The organism is Streptomyces sp. HUAS ZL42, from assembly GCF_040782645.1.
Classification (GTDB): Bacteria; Actinomycetota; Actinomycetes; order Streptomycetales; family Streptomycetaceae; genus Streptomyces.
In genome coordinates this window covers 4,890,292-4,905,102 of the sequence record NZ_CP160403.1, presented here as the reverse complement: position 1 = coordinate 4,905,102, position 14,811 = coordinate 4,890,292, and the positions used below count along the sequence as shown (strand labels likewise).

The 14,811-nt window shown below is 67.9% G+C and carries 15 protein-coding genes; 6 read left to right on the top strand and 9 right to left on the bottom strand.

The features are described 5' to 3' along the window. The first annotated feature begins 99 nt into the window (after window positions 1-99). The 5 genes from ABZO29_RS22520 (at window position 100) to trxA (ending at window position 4,968) form a co-directional block, all read left to right on the top strand. Window positions 100-1,791, top strand: coding sequence for a protein kinase family protein (locus ABZO29_RS22520; RefSeq protein WP_367321993.1), 1,692 nt, complete (start codon window positions 100-102; stop codon window positions 1,789-1,791). A gap of 21 nt (window positions 1,792-1,812) precedes the next feature. Next, the gene (gene sigM, locus ABZO29_RS22515; protein WP_367321992.1) at window positions 1,813-2,538 is read left to right on the top strand and encodes an RNA polymerase sigma factor SigM; all 726 of its coding nucleotides are present in this window, start codon (window positions 1,813-1,815) and stop codon (window positions 2,536-2,538) included. Beyond that, window positions 2,535-3,458 carry a hypothetical protein gene (locus ABZO29_RS22510; RefSeq protein WP_367321991.1) on the top strand — a complete coding sequence of 308 codons (924 nt, stop codon included), beginning with the start codon at window positions 2,535-2,537 and terminating at the stop codon, window positions 3,456-3,458. The genes sigM and ABZO29_RS22510 overlap by 4 nt, the downstream gene beginning before the upstream one ends. Window positions 3,459-3,626: 168 nt before the next feature. Beyond that, complete coding sequence (trxB, locus tag ABZO29_RS22505) at window positions 3,627-4,595, top strand: thioredoxin-disulfide reductase (protein ID WP_367321990.1); 969 nt, start codon at window positions 3,627-3,629, stop codon at window positions 4,593-4,595. Next, the gene (gene trxA / locus ABZO29_RS22500) at window positions 4,588-4,968 is read left to right on the top strand and encodes a thioredoxin (protein ID WP_367326200.1); all 381 of its coding nucleotides are present in this window, start codon (window positions 4,588-4,590) and stop codon (window positions 4,966-4,968) included. The genes trxB and trxA overlap by 8 nt, the downstream gene beginning before the upstream one ends. A 96-nt stretch (window positions 4,969-5,064) precedes the next feature. Here the strand turns inward: trxA and ABZO29_RS22495 are convergent, their stop codons facing one another. The 9 genes from ABZO29_RS22495 to rpmH form a co-directional block, all read right to left on the bottom strand. Further along, on the bottom strand, window positions 5,065-5,682 hold the full coding sequence (locus tag ABZO29_RS22495) for a GNAT family N-acetyltransferase (RefSeq protein ID WP_367321989.1): 618 nt from the start codon (window positions 5,680-5,682) through the stop codon (window positions 5,065-5,067). Between the two features lie 333 nt (window positions 5,683-6,015). Next, entirely contained in the window at window positions 6,016-7,116 is a 1,101-nt protein-coding gene (locus ABZO29_RS22490) for a ParB/RepB/Spo0J family partition protein (protein ID WP_367321988.1), read from the bottom strand. Beyond that, entirely contained in the window at window positions 7,113-8,186 is a 1,074-nt protein-coding gene (locus ABZO29_RS22485) for a ParA family protein (protein WP_367326199.1), read from the bottom strand. Before ABZO29_RS22485 ends, ABZO29_RS22490 begins: the two co-directional genes overlap by 4 nt. Window positions 8,187-8,451: 265 nt before the next feature. Next, on the bottom strand, window positions 8,452-9,168 hold the full coding sequence (gene rsmG, locus ABZO29_RS22480; protein WP_367321987.1) for a 16S rRNA (guanine(527)-N(7))-methyltransferase RsmG: 717 nt from the start codon (window positions 9,166-9,168) through the stop codon (window positions 8,452-8,454). A 118-nt stretch (window positions 9,169-9,286) separates the two neighbouring features. Beyond that, the gene (locus ABZO29_RS22475) at window positions 9,287-9,799 is read right to left on the bottom strand and encodes a protein jag (protein WP_367321986.1); all 513 of its coding nucleotides are present in this window, start codon (window positions 9,797-9,799) and stop codon (window positions 9,287-9,289) included. Between the two features lie 15 nt (window positions 9,800-9,814). Next, window positions 9,815-11,119: a membrane protein insertase YidC gene (gene yidC, locus ABZO29_RS22470; RefSeq protein ID WP_367321985.1), complete on the bottom strand. Its 1,305-nt coding sequence runs from the start codon at window positions 11,117-11,119 to the stop codon at window positions 9,815-9,817. 3 nt (window positions 11,120-11,122) lie between these two features. Beyond that, window positions 11,123-11,476, bottom strand: coding sequence for a membrane protein insertion efficiency factor YidD (yidD, locus tag ABZO29_RS22465; protein WP_367321984.1), 354 nt, complete (start codon window positions 11,474-11,476; stop codon window positions 11,123-11,125). Next, window positions 11,473-11,844 carry a ribonuclease P protein component gene (gene rnpA / locus ABZO29_RS22460; RefSeq protein ID WP_367321983.1) on the bottom strand — a complete coding sequence of 124 codons (372 nt, stop codon included), beginning with the start codon at window positions 11,842-11,844 and terminating at the stop codon, window positions 11,473-11,475. The genes yidD and rnpA overlap by 4 nt, the downstream gene beginning before the upstream one ends. A 21-nt stretch (window positions 11,845-11,865) precedes the next feature. Further along, window positions 11,866-12,003 (bottom strand): 50S ribosomal protein L34, encoded by a 138-nt coding sequence (rpmH, locus tag ABZO29_RS22455; protein WP_003956500.1) that lies wholly within the window; start codon window positions 12,001-12,003, stop codon window positions 11,866-11,868. A gap of 366 nt (window positions 12,004-12,369) precedes the next feature. Between rpmH and dnaA the strand changes: the two genes are divergently transcribed. After that, window positions 12,370-14,295, top strand: coding sequence for a chromosomal replication initiator protein DnaA (gene dnaA / locus ABZO29_RS22450; protein ID WP_367321982.1), 1,926 nt, complete (start codon window positions 12,370-12,372; stop codon window positions 14,293-14,295). Window positions 14,296-14,811: the final 516 nt, after the last annotated feature.

Below are 14,811 nucleotides of genomic sequence, written 5' to 3'. Positions count from 1 at the left end.
GTCGTGCATAGCGGCGGGCTGTGGGCACAATTGGATCGGCGTCGGACGGCGCGCACGGCAGTCGAACGGCGCGCAACGGATGGGGAGGCAGGAACGACGGTGGCGGAACGTAGCACGGCTGCCGTCGACGTGGCAGACAACAGCGGCGACGAGCCGCTGACCGCACAGGCGGACCAGTCCACGGCCGACGGGGTGGCCCAGAACCGGGAGCGGGAAACGGACAACGACGAGGCACAGGGGAGTGGCGGGACCCAGGGTCCCGAGAAGGCCTCACCGCCCGAGCTGCACAGCGGCCACAAACTCGCCAGACGCTACCGCCTCGAGGAGTGCGTCACCCGTCTGGACGGTTTCAGCAGCTGGCGTGCGGTCGACGAGAAGCTGCGTCGCGCCGTCGGCGTCCACGTACTGCCCGCGGACCACACTCGGGCCCGTTCCGTGCTGGCCGCAGCCCGCTCCTCCGCGCTGCTCGGCGACCCCCGCTTCGTCCAGGTCCTGGACGCGGTCGAGGAGAACGACCTCGTCTACGTCGTCCACGAGTGGCTTCCCGACGCCGTCGAGCTGACCACTCTGCTGGCCTCCGGACCGCTGGAGCCGCACGACGCCTACCAGATGGTCAGTCAGATCGCCTCGGCGATGGCCGCCGCGCACCGTGAAGGCCTGGCCCATCTGCGGCTGAACCCCAACGCCGTGCTGCGTACCTCCAGCGGTCAGTGGCGCATCCGCGGCCTCGCCGTGAACGCCGCGCTGCGCGGCATCAGTTCCGACACCCCGCAGCGCGCCGACACCGAGGCGATCGGCGCGCTGCTGTACGCGGCGCTGACCCAGCGCTGGCCGTACGAGAACGACGCCTACGGTCTGTCCGGGCTGCCCAAGGACATCGGCCTGATCGCCCCCGACCAGGTGCGCGCCGGCGTCCACCGTGGCCTGTCGGAGCTCGCCATGCGGGCGCTCGCCAACGACGGCGCGACCGCCTCGCGTCACGAAGCCCCGTGCACCACGCCGGAGGAACTGGTGAAGGCAATCGGCGAGATGCCCCGCATCCGCCCGCCGGAGCCCGCGTTCACCGCTCCCCCCGAGTACCAGCGCACTACGTACCAGCAGGGCACGTACGGGCGCCCCACACCGCCCGTGGGCGCCACCCAGGTACTGCCGACCCCGCCTCCCCCGCTGCAGAGCCGTACCGGCAAGGCCCTGAAGTGGGCAGTCTCTGCGCTCCTCATCGCCGCCCTGGGCCTCGGCAGCTGGCAGCTGGCGGACGCGCTCATGGACCAGGGCAACAAGTCCGAAGACACGAACCAGACGCAGACGACGGACGACGGCGACAAGAGCCCGACGAAGCCGGCCAGCCAGCCGATCACGATCAGCAAGGCTTACGACTTCGACCCGTACGGTGACGGATCCGAGAAACCGTCCGACATAAGCAAGACCTACGACAACAACCCCGGAACCTACTGGCAGACGGACTACTACAGGGGCGCCGACTTCGGAAACCTGAAGCCGGGACTCGGCATCATCCTCGATCTCGGCAAGGTCCAGCAGATCGGCAAGATGACCGTTTCCCTCATGGGTGACACGTCCGTCGAGCTGCTCTCCGCATCCAGTGACGCGAGCTCGAAGCCCACATCCTTCGGTGCCTACACGAAGGTCGCCGGGGGCTCCGGCGAGAGTGTCACGCTCACGCCGAACACGTCTCTCAAGTCCCGCTACCTTCTGATCTGGCTGACGAAGCTGCCGCTGACGGACGACGGCAACTATCGCGCGCGGGTGGCAGACATCAAGATCACCAGCTGAGGGCGAGGGGGAGGGGGTCCGATGGCCGAAGGCGCCGGATACGACGGAGTGAGCGATCAGGATCTGCTCGCCCGCCACGTCGAGGGTGACCCCGACGCCTTCGGTGAGCTCGTACGGCGTCACCGCGACCGACTGTGGGCGGTGGCGCTGCGCACGCTGGGAGACCGTGAGGAGGCCGCTGACGCCGTCCAGGACGCCCTCGTCTCCGCATACCGGGCCGCCCACACCTTCCGCGGCCAATCGGCCGTCACGACGTGGCTGCACCGGATCACGGTGAACGCCTGCCTGGACCGCGCCCGCAAGGCGGCCTCCCGGAAGACCTCCCCCGTCGACGACACCGAGCGCCTGGAGCAGCTGCTGGAGCCGCACGAGTCGGCTTCGGCCCCGGCGGAGCGCAACGACCTGCACCGCCAGCTCCTCGAGGCGCTCGGCACCCTGCCCCCCGACCAGCGGGCGGCCCTCGTCCTGGTGGACATGCAGGGCTACCCGGTCGCCGAAGCCGCCCGGATGCTCGATGTGCCGACAGGGACGGTGAAGAGCCGCTGTGCCCGCGGCAGAGCCAGGCTCCTGCCGCTGCTCACCCATCTGCGGCCGGAAACCAACGATGACGACTCGCCACCGGGCGACGGACGGAACCGGGCGCAGGGGACATCCGTCCCACCGGCAGCGGGGCCGCATGCCGAGGGTCCCCGCGATCCAGGATCAAGCGATTCAGCTGCTGTGAAGGGCGGAGGTGGGCGAGCGTGACATCCACGACGGACACGGCCGGACACCCGGACGTCGCTGAGATCTCCGACCTCACCGAGGGCCTGCTGCCGCCGTCGCGGACTGCGGATGTACGACGGCATCTGGACATCTGCGAGCTCTGCGCGGACGTCCACGCCTCGCTGGAGGAGATCCGTGGCCTGCTCGGTACGCTCCCGGGCCCACCGCGCATGCCGGCCGATGTCGCAGGTCGTATCGACGCCGCACTCGCCGCCGAGGCTCTGCTGAGCGCCACGTCCCCCGGGGCCACGGATTCCGGGGAGCCGGTCGGCGCGGCCCACTCCGTCTCGGGCGGGCACGACAGTCCGCGTGTTTCACGTGAAACATCGACAGCGGCGGACCGTCCTGCAGGCCACGCCCGGGGCTCCTCCACCGGCCCGGGCCGAAAGGACAGCCGACGGGAGAAGCGCCGCAGGACCGTCGTCCTCGGCACCGCCTTCACGGCCGCGGCTCTGGGGCTCGGCTCCGTGCTTTTGACGTCACTGATGGGCGGCTCGTCCGGTCCTGGCGCCGAGGGTGGGCAGACCACCGCTGCCGACACCTTCTCCGCAGCGCAGCTGGAGAAGCAGGTCACGGATCTACTCGGGGAGGGCAGGAGCCCAGGGGGTGGCTCACGCACCCCGCACAGCCTGGGTGTGGAGCGTGGCGTCGGCACCGAGAAGCCCAAGGTGCTCAAGCAGCCGACGGTTCCTGCCTGTGTCCAGAACGGCATCGGTCGCAACGATGCGGCGCTCGCCACCAAGGAGGGCCGCTACAAGGGGACACACGCTCTCCTCGTCGTACTCCCCGACGCCTCGGACAGCACCCGGGTCACCGCATACATCGTGGACGCGACCTGTGTGGAGCACCCCTCCACCTCGAAGGCCGAGGTCCTGCTGACGGACACCTACGCGCGTCCCTGACGGCTGGAGCTTCGCCTCTGTCCTGCGTGGTCTTCTCGTACGCTGTCGCCTCTTCGTGTGCCCGGACACACCGGGAATGCGCGCCCCTTAGGATCCGTTGGGTGGGGTGAGAGTTCAGAGAGGCTCTCACCGGTCGAACTACGCAGACCAGAGACGAGGAAACAAGCCGTGAGCGACGTCCGTAACGTGATCATCATCGGCTCCGGGCCCGCCGGCTACACGGCGGCGCTCTACACCGCGCGCGCGTCGCTGAAGCCGCTGGTGTTCGAGGGCGCCGTCACCGCGGGCGGCGCGCTGATGAACACCACCGACGTGGAAAACTTCCCCGGCTTCCGGGACGGCATCATGGGCCCCGAGCTCATGGACAACATGCGCGCCCAGGCCGAGCGCTTCGGTGCCGAGCTCATCCCGGACGACGTCGTCTCCGTCGACCTGTCTGGTGAGATCAAGACCGTCACGGACACCTCGGGCTCGGTCCACAAGGCGAAGGCCGTCATTGTCACCACCGGCTCGCAGCACCGCAAGCTCGGCCTCCCCAACGAGGACGCTCTCTCCGGCCGAGGCGTCTCCTGGTGCGCCACTTGTGATGGCTTCTTCTTCAAGGATCAGGACATCGCCGTGATCGGCGGCGGCGACACCGCGATGGAGGAAGCCACCTTCCTCTCCCGGTTCGCCAAGTCCGTCACCGTCGTCCACCGCCGCGACACCCTGCGCGCATCCAAGGCGATGCAGGAGCGCGCCTTCGCCGATCCGAAGATCAAATTCGTCTGGGACAGCGAGGTCGCCGAAATCCAGGGTGACCCGAAGCTGGCTGGCCTGAAGCTGCGCAACGTCAAGACCGGCGAGCTCTCCGACCTCCCGGTGACCGGCCTGTTCATCGCGATCGGCCACGACCCGCGCACGGAGCTCTTCAAGGGCCAGCTGGACCTCGACGAGGAGGGCTACCTGAAGGTGGACGCCCCTTCCACCCGGACGAACCTGACCGGTGTCTTCGGCGCCGGTGACGTGGTCGACCACACCTACCGCCAGGCCATCACCGCGGCCGGCACCGGCTGCTCCGCCGCGCTGGACGCCGAGCGCTTCCTCGCCGCTCTCGCGGACGAGGAGAAGGCCGAGCCCGAGAAGACCTCTGTCTGACCCCCATCCGCCCCACGCACCAACATTTAAGGAGCCCGCAGTGGCCGGCACCCTGAAGAACGTGACCGACGACTCCTTCGAGCAGGACGTGCTCAAGAGCGACAAGCCCGTCCTGGTGGACTTCTGGGCCGCCTGGTGCGGTCCGTGCCGCCAGATCGCGCCGTCCCTCGAGGCGATCGCCGCCGAGTACGGCGACAAGATCGAGGTCGTCAAGCTCAACATCGACGAGAACCCGGGTACGGCCGCCAAGTACGGCGTCATGTCCATCCCGACGCTGAACGTCTACCAGAACGGCGAGGTCGCCAAGACCATCGTCGGCGCCAAGCCGAAGGCCGCGATCGTCCGCGACCTCGAGGACTTCATCGCCGAGTGACGTTCTGAGCCGTCGAGCCGACGCTGCACGTTTCACGTGAAACACGAATGGGCCAACCCTTCTGGGTTGGCCCATTCGCTTAAGGGCAGCCGCAGCTTAAAGAGGCCGGAGCGCCGGTTCCTTCTGCACGGCCCCCAGCAGCCGGTCGAGCGCCAGTTCCACGTCTTCCTTCCAGGACAGTGTCGTCCGCAGCTCCAGGCGCAGCCGCGGGTACGCAGGATGGGGCCTGACCGTCTTGAAGCCGACTGCCAGCAGATGGTCGGCGGGCAGCAGACAGGCCGGCTCCTTCCAGCGCGCGTCACCGAAGGCCTCGATCGCTTTGAAGCCCCGACGCAACAGATCCTTTGCCACCGTCTGGACCATCACCCGGCCCAGTCCCTGCCCCTGGTAGCCCGGCATGATGAAGGAGGTCATCAGCTGGACTGCATCCGGCGCCACGGGGCTCGTGGGGAACGCCGTGGAGCGGGGGACGTAGGCAGGAGGGGCATAGAGCACGAAGCCCACCGGCACGTCATCGACGTAGACGACCCGCCCACAGGATCCCCAGTCGAGCAGAACCGCTGAGATCCAGGCTTCCTTCTCGAGGGCCGACGTTCCCGCCTTCAGCGCGGCCTCACCACTGACTGGGTCCAGTTCCCAGAAGACGCACGTGCGACAGCGCTTGGGAAGGTCCTGAAGGTTGTCCAGCGTGAGCGGTACGAGCCGACGCCCCATGAAGGCTGTTCCTCGCTTCCTTCGCCCGCGGCATCGCGGGCGGCTGTCAGAGCGCTCCGTTCCCTGAGCAGGCTGCCGACGAACCCGCCGACCGCGCCCAAGCCCAGTCCCGCGCTCACCAGTCCGGTCCGGCTCATCGTTCGCATGGCCCCCGCCTCCCACTCAGAGGTGCTGCCAAATGGATGCGCCATAACCCCAACGCATCGTATCCACGATGCGATTCCATCGATACCGTCTGCACGCAAAGAGCGGGCCGTGTCCGGTGTGCCCCGGACACGGCCCGCTCTGGCGGCGGCTCACGGAGCGAAAGCGCTCCGCCCAGACCCGCGGGGCTCAGTCCTCGGAGTCCTCGGAGTCAGGATCCAGGAGGCTCTTCTGCAGAACGGGTCCCTCGCCCGGGGCGAGGGAGCCGAGGATGCGCTCGAGGTCCTCCATGGAGGCGAACTCGACCGTGATCTTGCCCTTCTTCTGCCCCAGGTCGACCTTTACTCTCGTCTCGAAACGGTCCGAGAGACGGCTCGCGAGATCGGACAGCGCCGGAGAGACCCTGGCACCGGCCCGCGGCCCCCTGGAACGCTGGGTCTTCTGCGGCCGCGATCCCATCAGGGTCACGATCTCCTCGACCGCCCGCACCGAAAGCCCCTCGGCCACGATCCGGTGAGCCAGCCGATCCTGCTCCTCCGAGTCTTCGACGGCGAGCAGAGCCCGAGCATGCCCGGCGGAAAGGACTCCGGCGGCGACGCGGCGCTGGACCGCCGGCGAGAGCTTCAGCAGACGCAGGGTGTTGGAGACCTGCGGACGGGACCGTCCGATGCGGTCGGCAAGCTGGTCGTGCGTGCAATTGAAGTCCTGCAGAAGCTGGTCGTAGGCGGCTGCCTCTTCCAGCGGGTTCAACTGTGCCCGGTGGAGGTTCTCCAGCAGCGCGTCCAGGAGAAGCTTCTCGTCCTCCGTGGCCCGCACGATCGCCGGGATCGCCTCGAGCCCCGCCTCACGGCACGCCCGCCAGCGCCGTTCGCCCATGATGAGCTCGTAGCGCCCAGGACCCAGCTGCCGTACGACCACCGGCTGGAGGAGGCCGACCTCTTTGATGGAGGTGATGAGTTCCTGCAGCGCATCCTCGTCGAAGACCTCACGCGGCTGGCGCGGGTTCGGCGTGATGGAGTCCAGCGGGATCTCGGCGAAGTGGGCACCGACCGGAGCGGCGGGTGCCTCCACGGCGCCGTTGAGAGACGACTCCTCGGTTTCACGTGAAACAGGTGGCAGTGTGGCCACCTTCGCTGCGGCCACCCCTCGGTCGGTCGTCAGCACCGGGACCGCTGCCGGGGACGCTGAAGCGGCGCCCCCCACCGCGGCCGGAGCCGGCGTCTTCTCCGTCGGGGCAGCAGGGATCAGTGCGCCTAGACCACGGCCCAGCCCCCTCCGTCGCTCGCTCACTGAATCCCCTCCACCATGTTCGGGTTGCTCTGTGCGCCGATGTGGGCCTGCATCGGGTCGTAACTGATGCCCACGCCCTTCAGCGCGATTTCTCGTGCCGCCTCAAGATAGGAGAGGGCACCACTCGATCCTGGATCGTAGGTCAACACCGTCTGCCCATAGCTCGGCGCCTCGGAGATGCGGACCGAGCGAGGAATGCTCGTCCGCAGTACCTCGTCGCCGAAGTGGTTGCGCACCTCGTCCGCGACCTGCGACGCGAGGCGCGTCCGGCCGTCGTACATGGTGAGCAGGATGGTGGACACATGCAGCGTGGGGTTGAGGTGCCCGCGGACCAGGTCGACATTGCGCAGCAACTGGCCCAGGCCCTCCAGCGCGTAGTACTCGCACTGGATCGGGATGAGGACTTCGGCTCCGGCCACCAGTGCATTGACCGTCAGCAGGCCGAGCGAGGGCGGGCAGTCGATGAGGATGTAGTCCAAGGGCTGCTCATACGCCTGGATCGCCCGCTGCAGCCGACTCTCCCGAGCCACCAGGGACACCAGCTCGATCTCCGCACCGGCGAGATCGATTGTGGCGGGGGCACAGAAGAGACCCTCGACATCAGGGACCGGTTGGACGACCTCCGCGAGAGGTTTGCTCTCGACCAACACATCGTAGATGGATGGGACTTCGGCGTGATGGTCGATACCCAGCGCCGTGGATGCATTGCCCTGGGGATCGAGGTCGATCACCAGGACACGGCCACCATGCAGGGCCAGCGAAGCGGCAAGGTTGACGGTGGTTGTCGTCTTGCCCACGCCGCCCTTCTGGTTGGCAACCACGATGACGCGGGTCTGCTCGGGCCGTGGAAGGCCCTCGCCGGCGCGGCCCAGAGCCTCCACCGCCAGTTGGGCAGCACGACCGATGGGAGTGTCGTCCATAGGGGGCGGTGTTTCACGTGAAACATCCTCCCCCATCGACTCGGTACGGGGACCGGGGACCGGATCGGTCATCGGTCCCGCGATGTTGGCGTCGGACCGCAAGGATTCACTCTCCTCGACTTCAGGCTCGCAATGAACAGAGCCTGCCATGTCTTCGGGGTCGCGAACCAGTGAGGCCTGGTGTTCTGTGGAGAATTCCACCTCTGTGGACAACTCCACACCCTCTCCGAGTGAACCGAGAGGCTTTCGGTCGCGGGGTTCGGCCGCAGCGCGGCCCCGGCTGATGATCCCGTGCAGCAGTGAGCGACGTTTCACGTGAAACACGATGCACAGCAGCCGTGGCCGATCTGTCGCGACACTCCGGCATGCGTAGGTTTGGCAGCTTGTGTGGAGTACGGCTCGTCGTCAGGACGGATCAGCGACGTCGACGGGCACGTCCAGTTCGAGCCGCCTTCGCCCTCTTCGCGGCGAAGCGCACGCCCCCCGGACTCTCCCCGACCTCGACTCGCACAACGGTGGACAACGGGTCCACGACACCTTCGCCGACGTGAAGGATCGACGTTCCCACTGCCCCGAGCTTGCTCAGCGCGGTGGCCGCGCTCTTCAGCTCGTCCTCAGCGGTGTCGCCCTTGAGCGCGAGCATCTCACCGTACGGCCGCAGCAGCGGGATACCCCAGGTGGCCAGCCGGTCCAGCGGGGCCACGGCGCGGGCCGTCACCACGTGGACCGGCGGCAACTTGCCCATGACCTCCTCGGCCCGACCCCGGACGACCGTCACATGATCCAGTCCCAGCAACTCGACGACCTCGGTCAGGAAGTTCGTGCGCCGCAGCAGCGGCTCCAGAAGAGTGATCTTCAGGTCCTCGCGCACGAGTGCCAGGGGGATACCGGGCAGCCCCGCCCCCGAACCGACGTCGCACACCGTCACGCCCTCGGGCACGACCTCGGAGAGCACCGCGCAGTTCAGCAGGTGCCTCTCCCACAGCCGGGGCACCTCTCGCGGGCCGATGAGTCCCCGCTTCACTCCGGCCTCGGCCAGGAGCTCGGCGTACCGGACCGCATCCGCGAAGCGATCACCGAATACGTCACGTGCCTGTTCGGGCGCAGGGGGGAGCTCCGCTGCCTCCGTCACGGGGACCGTCCTTCCGTACCGCATCAGCGCACCGAGCGCCGACCACCAGAACTACCAGGCTGACAAAGTTCGGCCCCGCCTGCGCAACAGACGGGGCCGGAGGAACGTACGTACCGAATCAGTTGGGCAGGACGACGACGAACCGCTGCGGCTCCTCGCCCTCGGACTCGCTGCGCAGGCCCGCGGCCTTGACCGCGTCGTGCACGACCTTGCGCTCGAACGGCGTCATCGGCTTCAGCTTCACCGGCTCACCGCTGTTCTTCGCATCGGCCGCGGCCTTGGCGCCCAGCTCAGAGAGTTCGGCGCGCTTCTTGGCACGGTAGCCCGCGATGTCCAGCATCAGCCGGCTCCGGTCGCCGGTCTCCCGGTGAACCGCCAGACGCGTCAGCTCCTGCAAGGCCTCCAGCACCTCGCCGTCACGGCCGACCAGCTTCTGCAGGTCGCGGGTGCCCGTGTCGCTGATGATCGACACAGAGGCGCGGTCGGCCTCGACGTCCATGTCGATGTCGCCGTCGAGATCGGCGATGTCCAGCAGACCCTCGAGGTAGTCCGCCGCGATCTCGCCCTCCTGCTCCAGGCGGGTCAGGGTGTCTGCACCCTCGGCAGCGGCGGAGGTGGTGCCTTCCGTCACGGGATGGGCTCCTTCTTACTTCTTGGAGGGGGACTTGGGGCGCTGCTGGCCGCCCTTGCGCTGGCCGGACTGGGCCTTGCTGCGGCCGCCGGAGCCCGGCTTCGAGGCGGGCTTCTGAGCGGCGGCGGGCTTGGCGTCCTCGGGCGCGTCGGACTTGCTCAGCGACGTGGCCTGCTTCGGCTCGGCGTCACCGGCAGACTCCGGCTCGGCGTCACCGGCCGGCTTCGAGCCACCGGACTGGCGCTGGGCCTTGCTCTGCCGCTTGGGCTGCTGACGCTTCGGGGTGCCGGTGATCGGCGTACCGTCCTCGGTCTGGGCGACGGCCTGGCTCTCGCTCTGCACCACGGTGCCGTCGGTCTGGGCCGCGAGGCCCGCCTTGTTCAGACCGTTGATGAACTTGCGCTCGAACTCGTTGCGGTCGCGGCCCTTGGCCACGATGGCCTTGACGATGGCCTTCTCACGGCGGTTGCGGGTCTTGCCGTGGTGCGTGACGTGCTTCGACAGGCGCTCCAGGTACGCGGCCTGGGCCTTGGAACCCGGGGTCGGATTGTTGTGGATGACGTACATCTGCTGGCCCATGGTCCACACGTTGGTGGTCAGCCAGTAGACGAGGACACCGACGGGGAAGTTCACACCGAAGACGGCGAACATGACGGGGAAGACGTACATCAGCATCTTCTGCTGCTGCATGAACGGCGTCTTCACCGTCGTGTCGACGTTCTTCGTCATCAGCTGTCGCTGCGTGTAGAACTGCGACGCCGACATCAGGACGATCATGACCGCGGTCACGATGCGGACATCGGTGAGCGAGGCACCGAGCGCCTGGACTTCGGCCTCGCTGCTGAAGAACTTGGACGCGAGCGGGGCGCCGAAGATGTGCGCCTTCTGCGCGCTCGCCAGCAGGCTCTCGTTGATCACGCCGATGGTGTCACCGGACGCGATGCTGTTGAGCACGTGGTACAGGGCGAAGAAGAACGGGGACTGCGCCAGGATGGGAAGGCACGAGGAGAGCGGGTTGGTGCCCGTCTCCTTGTACAGCTTCATCATCTCTTCGGACTGGCGCTGCTTGTCGTTCTTGTAGCGCTCCTGGATCTTCTTCATCTCGGGCTGCAGTGTCTGCATGGCCCGGGTCGCCTTGATCTGCTTCACGAAGAGCGGAATCAGGCAGATACGGATCAGAATCACCAGGGACACGATGGACAGGCCCCAGGCCCACCCGGTGTCAGGGCCGAAGATGGCGCCGTACACCGTGTGGAACTGGACGATGACCCAGGAGACAGGTGTCGTGATGAAGCTGAAGAGGCTGGCAATCGTGTCCACTAATCATGCTCCTTGGGCATGGGGCGGGGTCTCTGCGGCCGGGCTCGGAGGAGGATTCTCTTCGGTGGCCGTTTCGGCGGCGGAGGGCCCGCCCTTGCGTGCGCGCCAGGCGTCGCGCAGCATTTCGTGCCACCGCGGACGCTTGCGCGGCGGAACATGGTCCACACCACCCAGCGACCACGGATTGCACCGCAGGATGCGCCAGGCGGTGAGCGCCGTGCCCTTGATCGCACCGTGCCGGTCGATGGCCGTGTAGCCGTAGTGGGAACACGACGGGTAGTACTTGCACACCGGCCCGAGCAGTGGACTGATCGTCCACTGGTACAGCTTGATCAGAGCCAGCAGCGGGTACTTCATCGCGCGCCCCCTCCCAGCAGCCGTTGAAGGGCGGCATCAAGGTCTTGGGCCAGCTGTGCATGGTCGGCGTCACCCGCACCGGGCAGCGCTCGTACGACTACCAGGCTACCGGGGGCAAACAGGGCGACTCGGTCACGCATCAGATGGCGAAGCCTGCGCTTCACTTTGTTCCGTACGACAGCGCCACCCACGGCCTTGCTCACGACGAAACCCGCACGCGTCGGGGGAGCGCTCTCCCCAGGCGCGTGCGGGTCCGTGGCACCGCTACGAAGGTGGACGACGAGGAGCGGGCGGCCTGCCCGGCGGCCCCGTCGTACCGCGGTCGCGAAGTCCTCGCGCCGCCTCAGCCGGTTCTCGGTGGGCAGCACGATGTCATGACCTGATCGGGATCAGGCGGACAGGCGGGCGCGACCCTTGCTACGGCGGGACGCGAGGATCGCGCGGCCGGCACGGGTGCGCATACGCAGCCGGAAGCCGTGGGTCTTCGCGCGACGACGGTTGTTCGGCTGGAAGGTGCGCTTGCTCACTCGGGGGCTCCAGAAATCAATCGGTAGTGGCGGGGTGCCGTCCTGGCTGTCACCGTGCGCCCACGAGTAGCTCGCGTTAACGCCCGAGTGCACCGCTTCCCGATCACCCAATGCGATCTGTGCCCATCGGAGGCAGGCGGCAGCAGCCATCGACAACTCGACCTGGTTACGGTACGCGCGGCTACGCCATCCGGTCAAACCAGGGGTCACGCAGAGACACTATCCACAGCCTGGGGACAACAACTTGAACCGCACCCGCCGCCCTGACTACCGTGGCTGAACTCCGATTCGCCCCGACCCACCCGAGTTACAACCCGACCCGTCCCCGAACCACACGTTCGAGGGACCTGTGAGAGAGCGTGCCCTGTGGCTGACGTACCTGCCGATCTTGCCGCAGTGTGGCCACGAGTACTGGAGCAGCTTCTCGGTGAGGGCCGCGGACAGGGTGTCGAGACGAAGGACGAGCACTGGATCCGGCGCTGCCAGCCGCTCGCGCTGGTGGCGGACACCGCCCTGCTCGCCGTGCCGAACGAGTTTGCGAAGGGCGTACTGGAAGGCCGTCTCGCCCCCATCGTCAGCGAGACCCTGAGCCGCGAGTGCGGCCGCCCGATCCGGATCGCCATCACCGTCGACGACTCCGCGGGCGAGCCCCCGGCCCCGCCGGCACTCCCCACGCAGCCCCAGCCGCGCTACGAGGAGCCCGAGCTCCCCACCGGTCAGTACGAGGGATACGGCCGCCACCGCGCCGACCGCCGCCCGGGACCGGCCGGCGACCAGCTCCCGGCCCCTCGCGCGGACCAGCTTCCCACCCCGCGCCCCGCGTACCCTTCCGAATACCAGCGCCCCGAGCCCGGGGCCTGGCCGCGCCCGTCGCAGGACGACTACGGCTGGCAGCAACAGCGGCTCGGCTTTCCCGAGCGCGACCCCTACGCCTCGCCGTCGTCGCAGGACTCCTACGGATCCCAGGACTCCTACGGCTCCCCCTCCCAGGAGTCGTACGGCTCGCCGTCGCACGACTACCGCCCGCAGCCGATGGAACGCCCGTCGTACGACCAGCAGCACACCGACTACGACACGCCCCGGGGCGACTACGAGCGCGACTACGACCAGCGCGACGGCACCCGGCGCGATCTGCCCGAGCCGCCGGCCGGCTCCGGTCACGTACACCGCGGCGGCCCCGTGGGCTCCAGCCTGCCCACCACCGGCGCCCCCGGCCCGCTGGCCGCGCAGCCCGCGCCTGCGACCGGCCCCGGTGAGCCGACCGCGCGCCTGAACCCCAAGTACCTCTTCGACACGTTCGTCATCGGCGCGTCCAACCGCTTCGCCCACGCGGCAGCGGTCGCCGTCGCCGAGGCACCCGCGAAGGCGTACAACCCCCTGTTCATCTATGGGGAGTCGGGGCTCGGCAAGACGCACCTGCTGCACGCCATCGGGCACTACGCGCGCAGCCTTTACCCGGGCACGCGCGTGCGGTACGTGAGCTCGGAGGAGTTCACCAACGAGTTCATCAACTCCATCCGCGACGGCAAGGGCGACAGCTTCCGCAAGCGCTACCGCGAAATGGACATCCTGCTCGTCGACGACATCCAGTTCCTGGCGGACAAGGAGTCGACGCAGGAGGAGTTCTTCCACACCTTCAACACGCTCCACAACGCCAACAAGCAGATCGTCCTCAGCAGTGACCGGCCGCCGAAGCAGCTGGTCACACTGGAGGACCGGCTGCGGAACCGTTTCGAGTGGGGCCTGATCACCGATGTCCAGCCGCCGGAGCTGGAGACGCGCATCGCGATTCTCCGGAAGAAGGCGGTGCAGGAGCAGCTCAACGCTCCGCCGGAGGTGCTGGAGTTCATCGCGTCGCGCATCTCGCGCAACATCCGCGAGCTGGAGGGTGCGCTGATCCGGGTGACGGCGTTCGCGTCGCTCAACCGGCAGCCGGTGGACCTCGGCCTCACGGAGATCGTCCTCAAGGACCTCATCCCCGGCGGCGACGACTCGGCACCCGAGATCACCTCTACGGCCATCATGAGCGCGACCGCCGACTACTTCGGCCTCACCGTCGAGGACCTGTGCGGCACCTCACGCGGCCGCGCGCTGGTCACCGCCCGCCAGATCGCCATGTACCTGTGCCGCGAGCTGACGGACCTCTCGCTGCCGAAGATCGGCGCGCTGTTCGGTGGCCGCGACCACACGACGGTGATGCACGCAGACCGCAAGATCCGCAATCTGATGGCCGAGCGACGCTCCATCTACAACCAGGTCACCGAGCTGACCAACCGCATCAAGAACGGCTGACGGCCGCAGCCACACGTCGTTGAGGGCGCCCCGGGACACATCCCGGGGCGCCCTCGGTCGTTCCGCGGCCGCCTGCCCGCCTGCCCGCCGGCCGTCCACAGCCGTACCCGCGGTCACCTGCTGTTCGATTGCCTGCCGGGTTACGGCCACTCTCCACAGATTCGGCGAGTTTTTCCCGTCCACATCCTGGGGACTGCGAAGTTGTCCAGATCGTGTCCACAGAGTCCCCTGTCGAAAGACCATCAGACCAGCTCAGCTGCTTGTGGATTGGTGGACGAAGGATCTCCACAGACTGTGGACAGCGAGATGATCCACAAGCTGTGCACGAAGTTGTCCACCGGCAACCCACAGAACGGCAGCCGTTGTCCCCAGCGATCCTCTGCTTCTCCACACCTCTGTCCACTGTTCGGCAACGTGACGCGCCCTCTCACCGTCCCGAGTGAAAGGCGTCACATGAAGGTGCCTGGTTGGGTTGTGGGAAACGTGGGTAAAGCTGGGGACGGCGCTGGGGAGAAG

What these genes read in the sequence shown, in the direction of transcription:
- sigM (WP_367321992.1), top strand. Translation starts at nt 1,813, where the DNA reads ATGGCCGAAGGCGCCGGATACGACGGAGTGAGCGATCAGGATCTGCTC.
- ABZO29_RS22495 (WP_367321989.1), bottom strand. Translation starts at nt 5,682, where the DNA reads ATGGGGCGTCGGCTCGTACCGCTCACGCTGGACAACCTTCAGGACCTT.
- yidD (WP_367321984.1), bottom strand. Translation starts at nt 11,476, where the DNA reads ATGAAGTACCCGCTGCTGGCTCTGATCAAGCTGTACCAGTGGACGATC.
- ABZO29_RS22485 (WP_367326199.1), bottom strand. Translation starts at nt 8,186, where the DNA reads ATGGCAGGCTCTGTTCATTGCGAGCCTGAAGTCGAGGAGAGTGAATCC.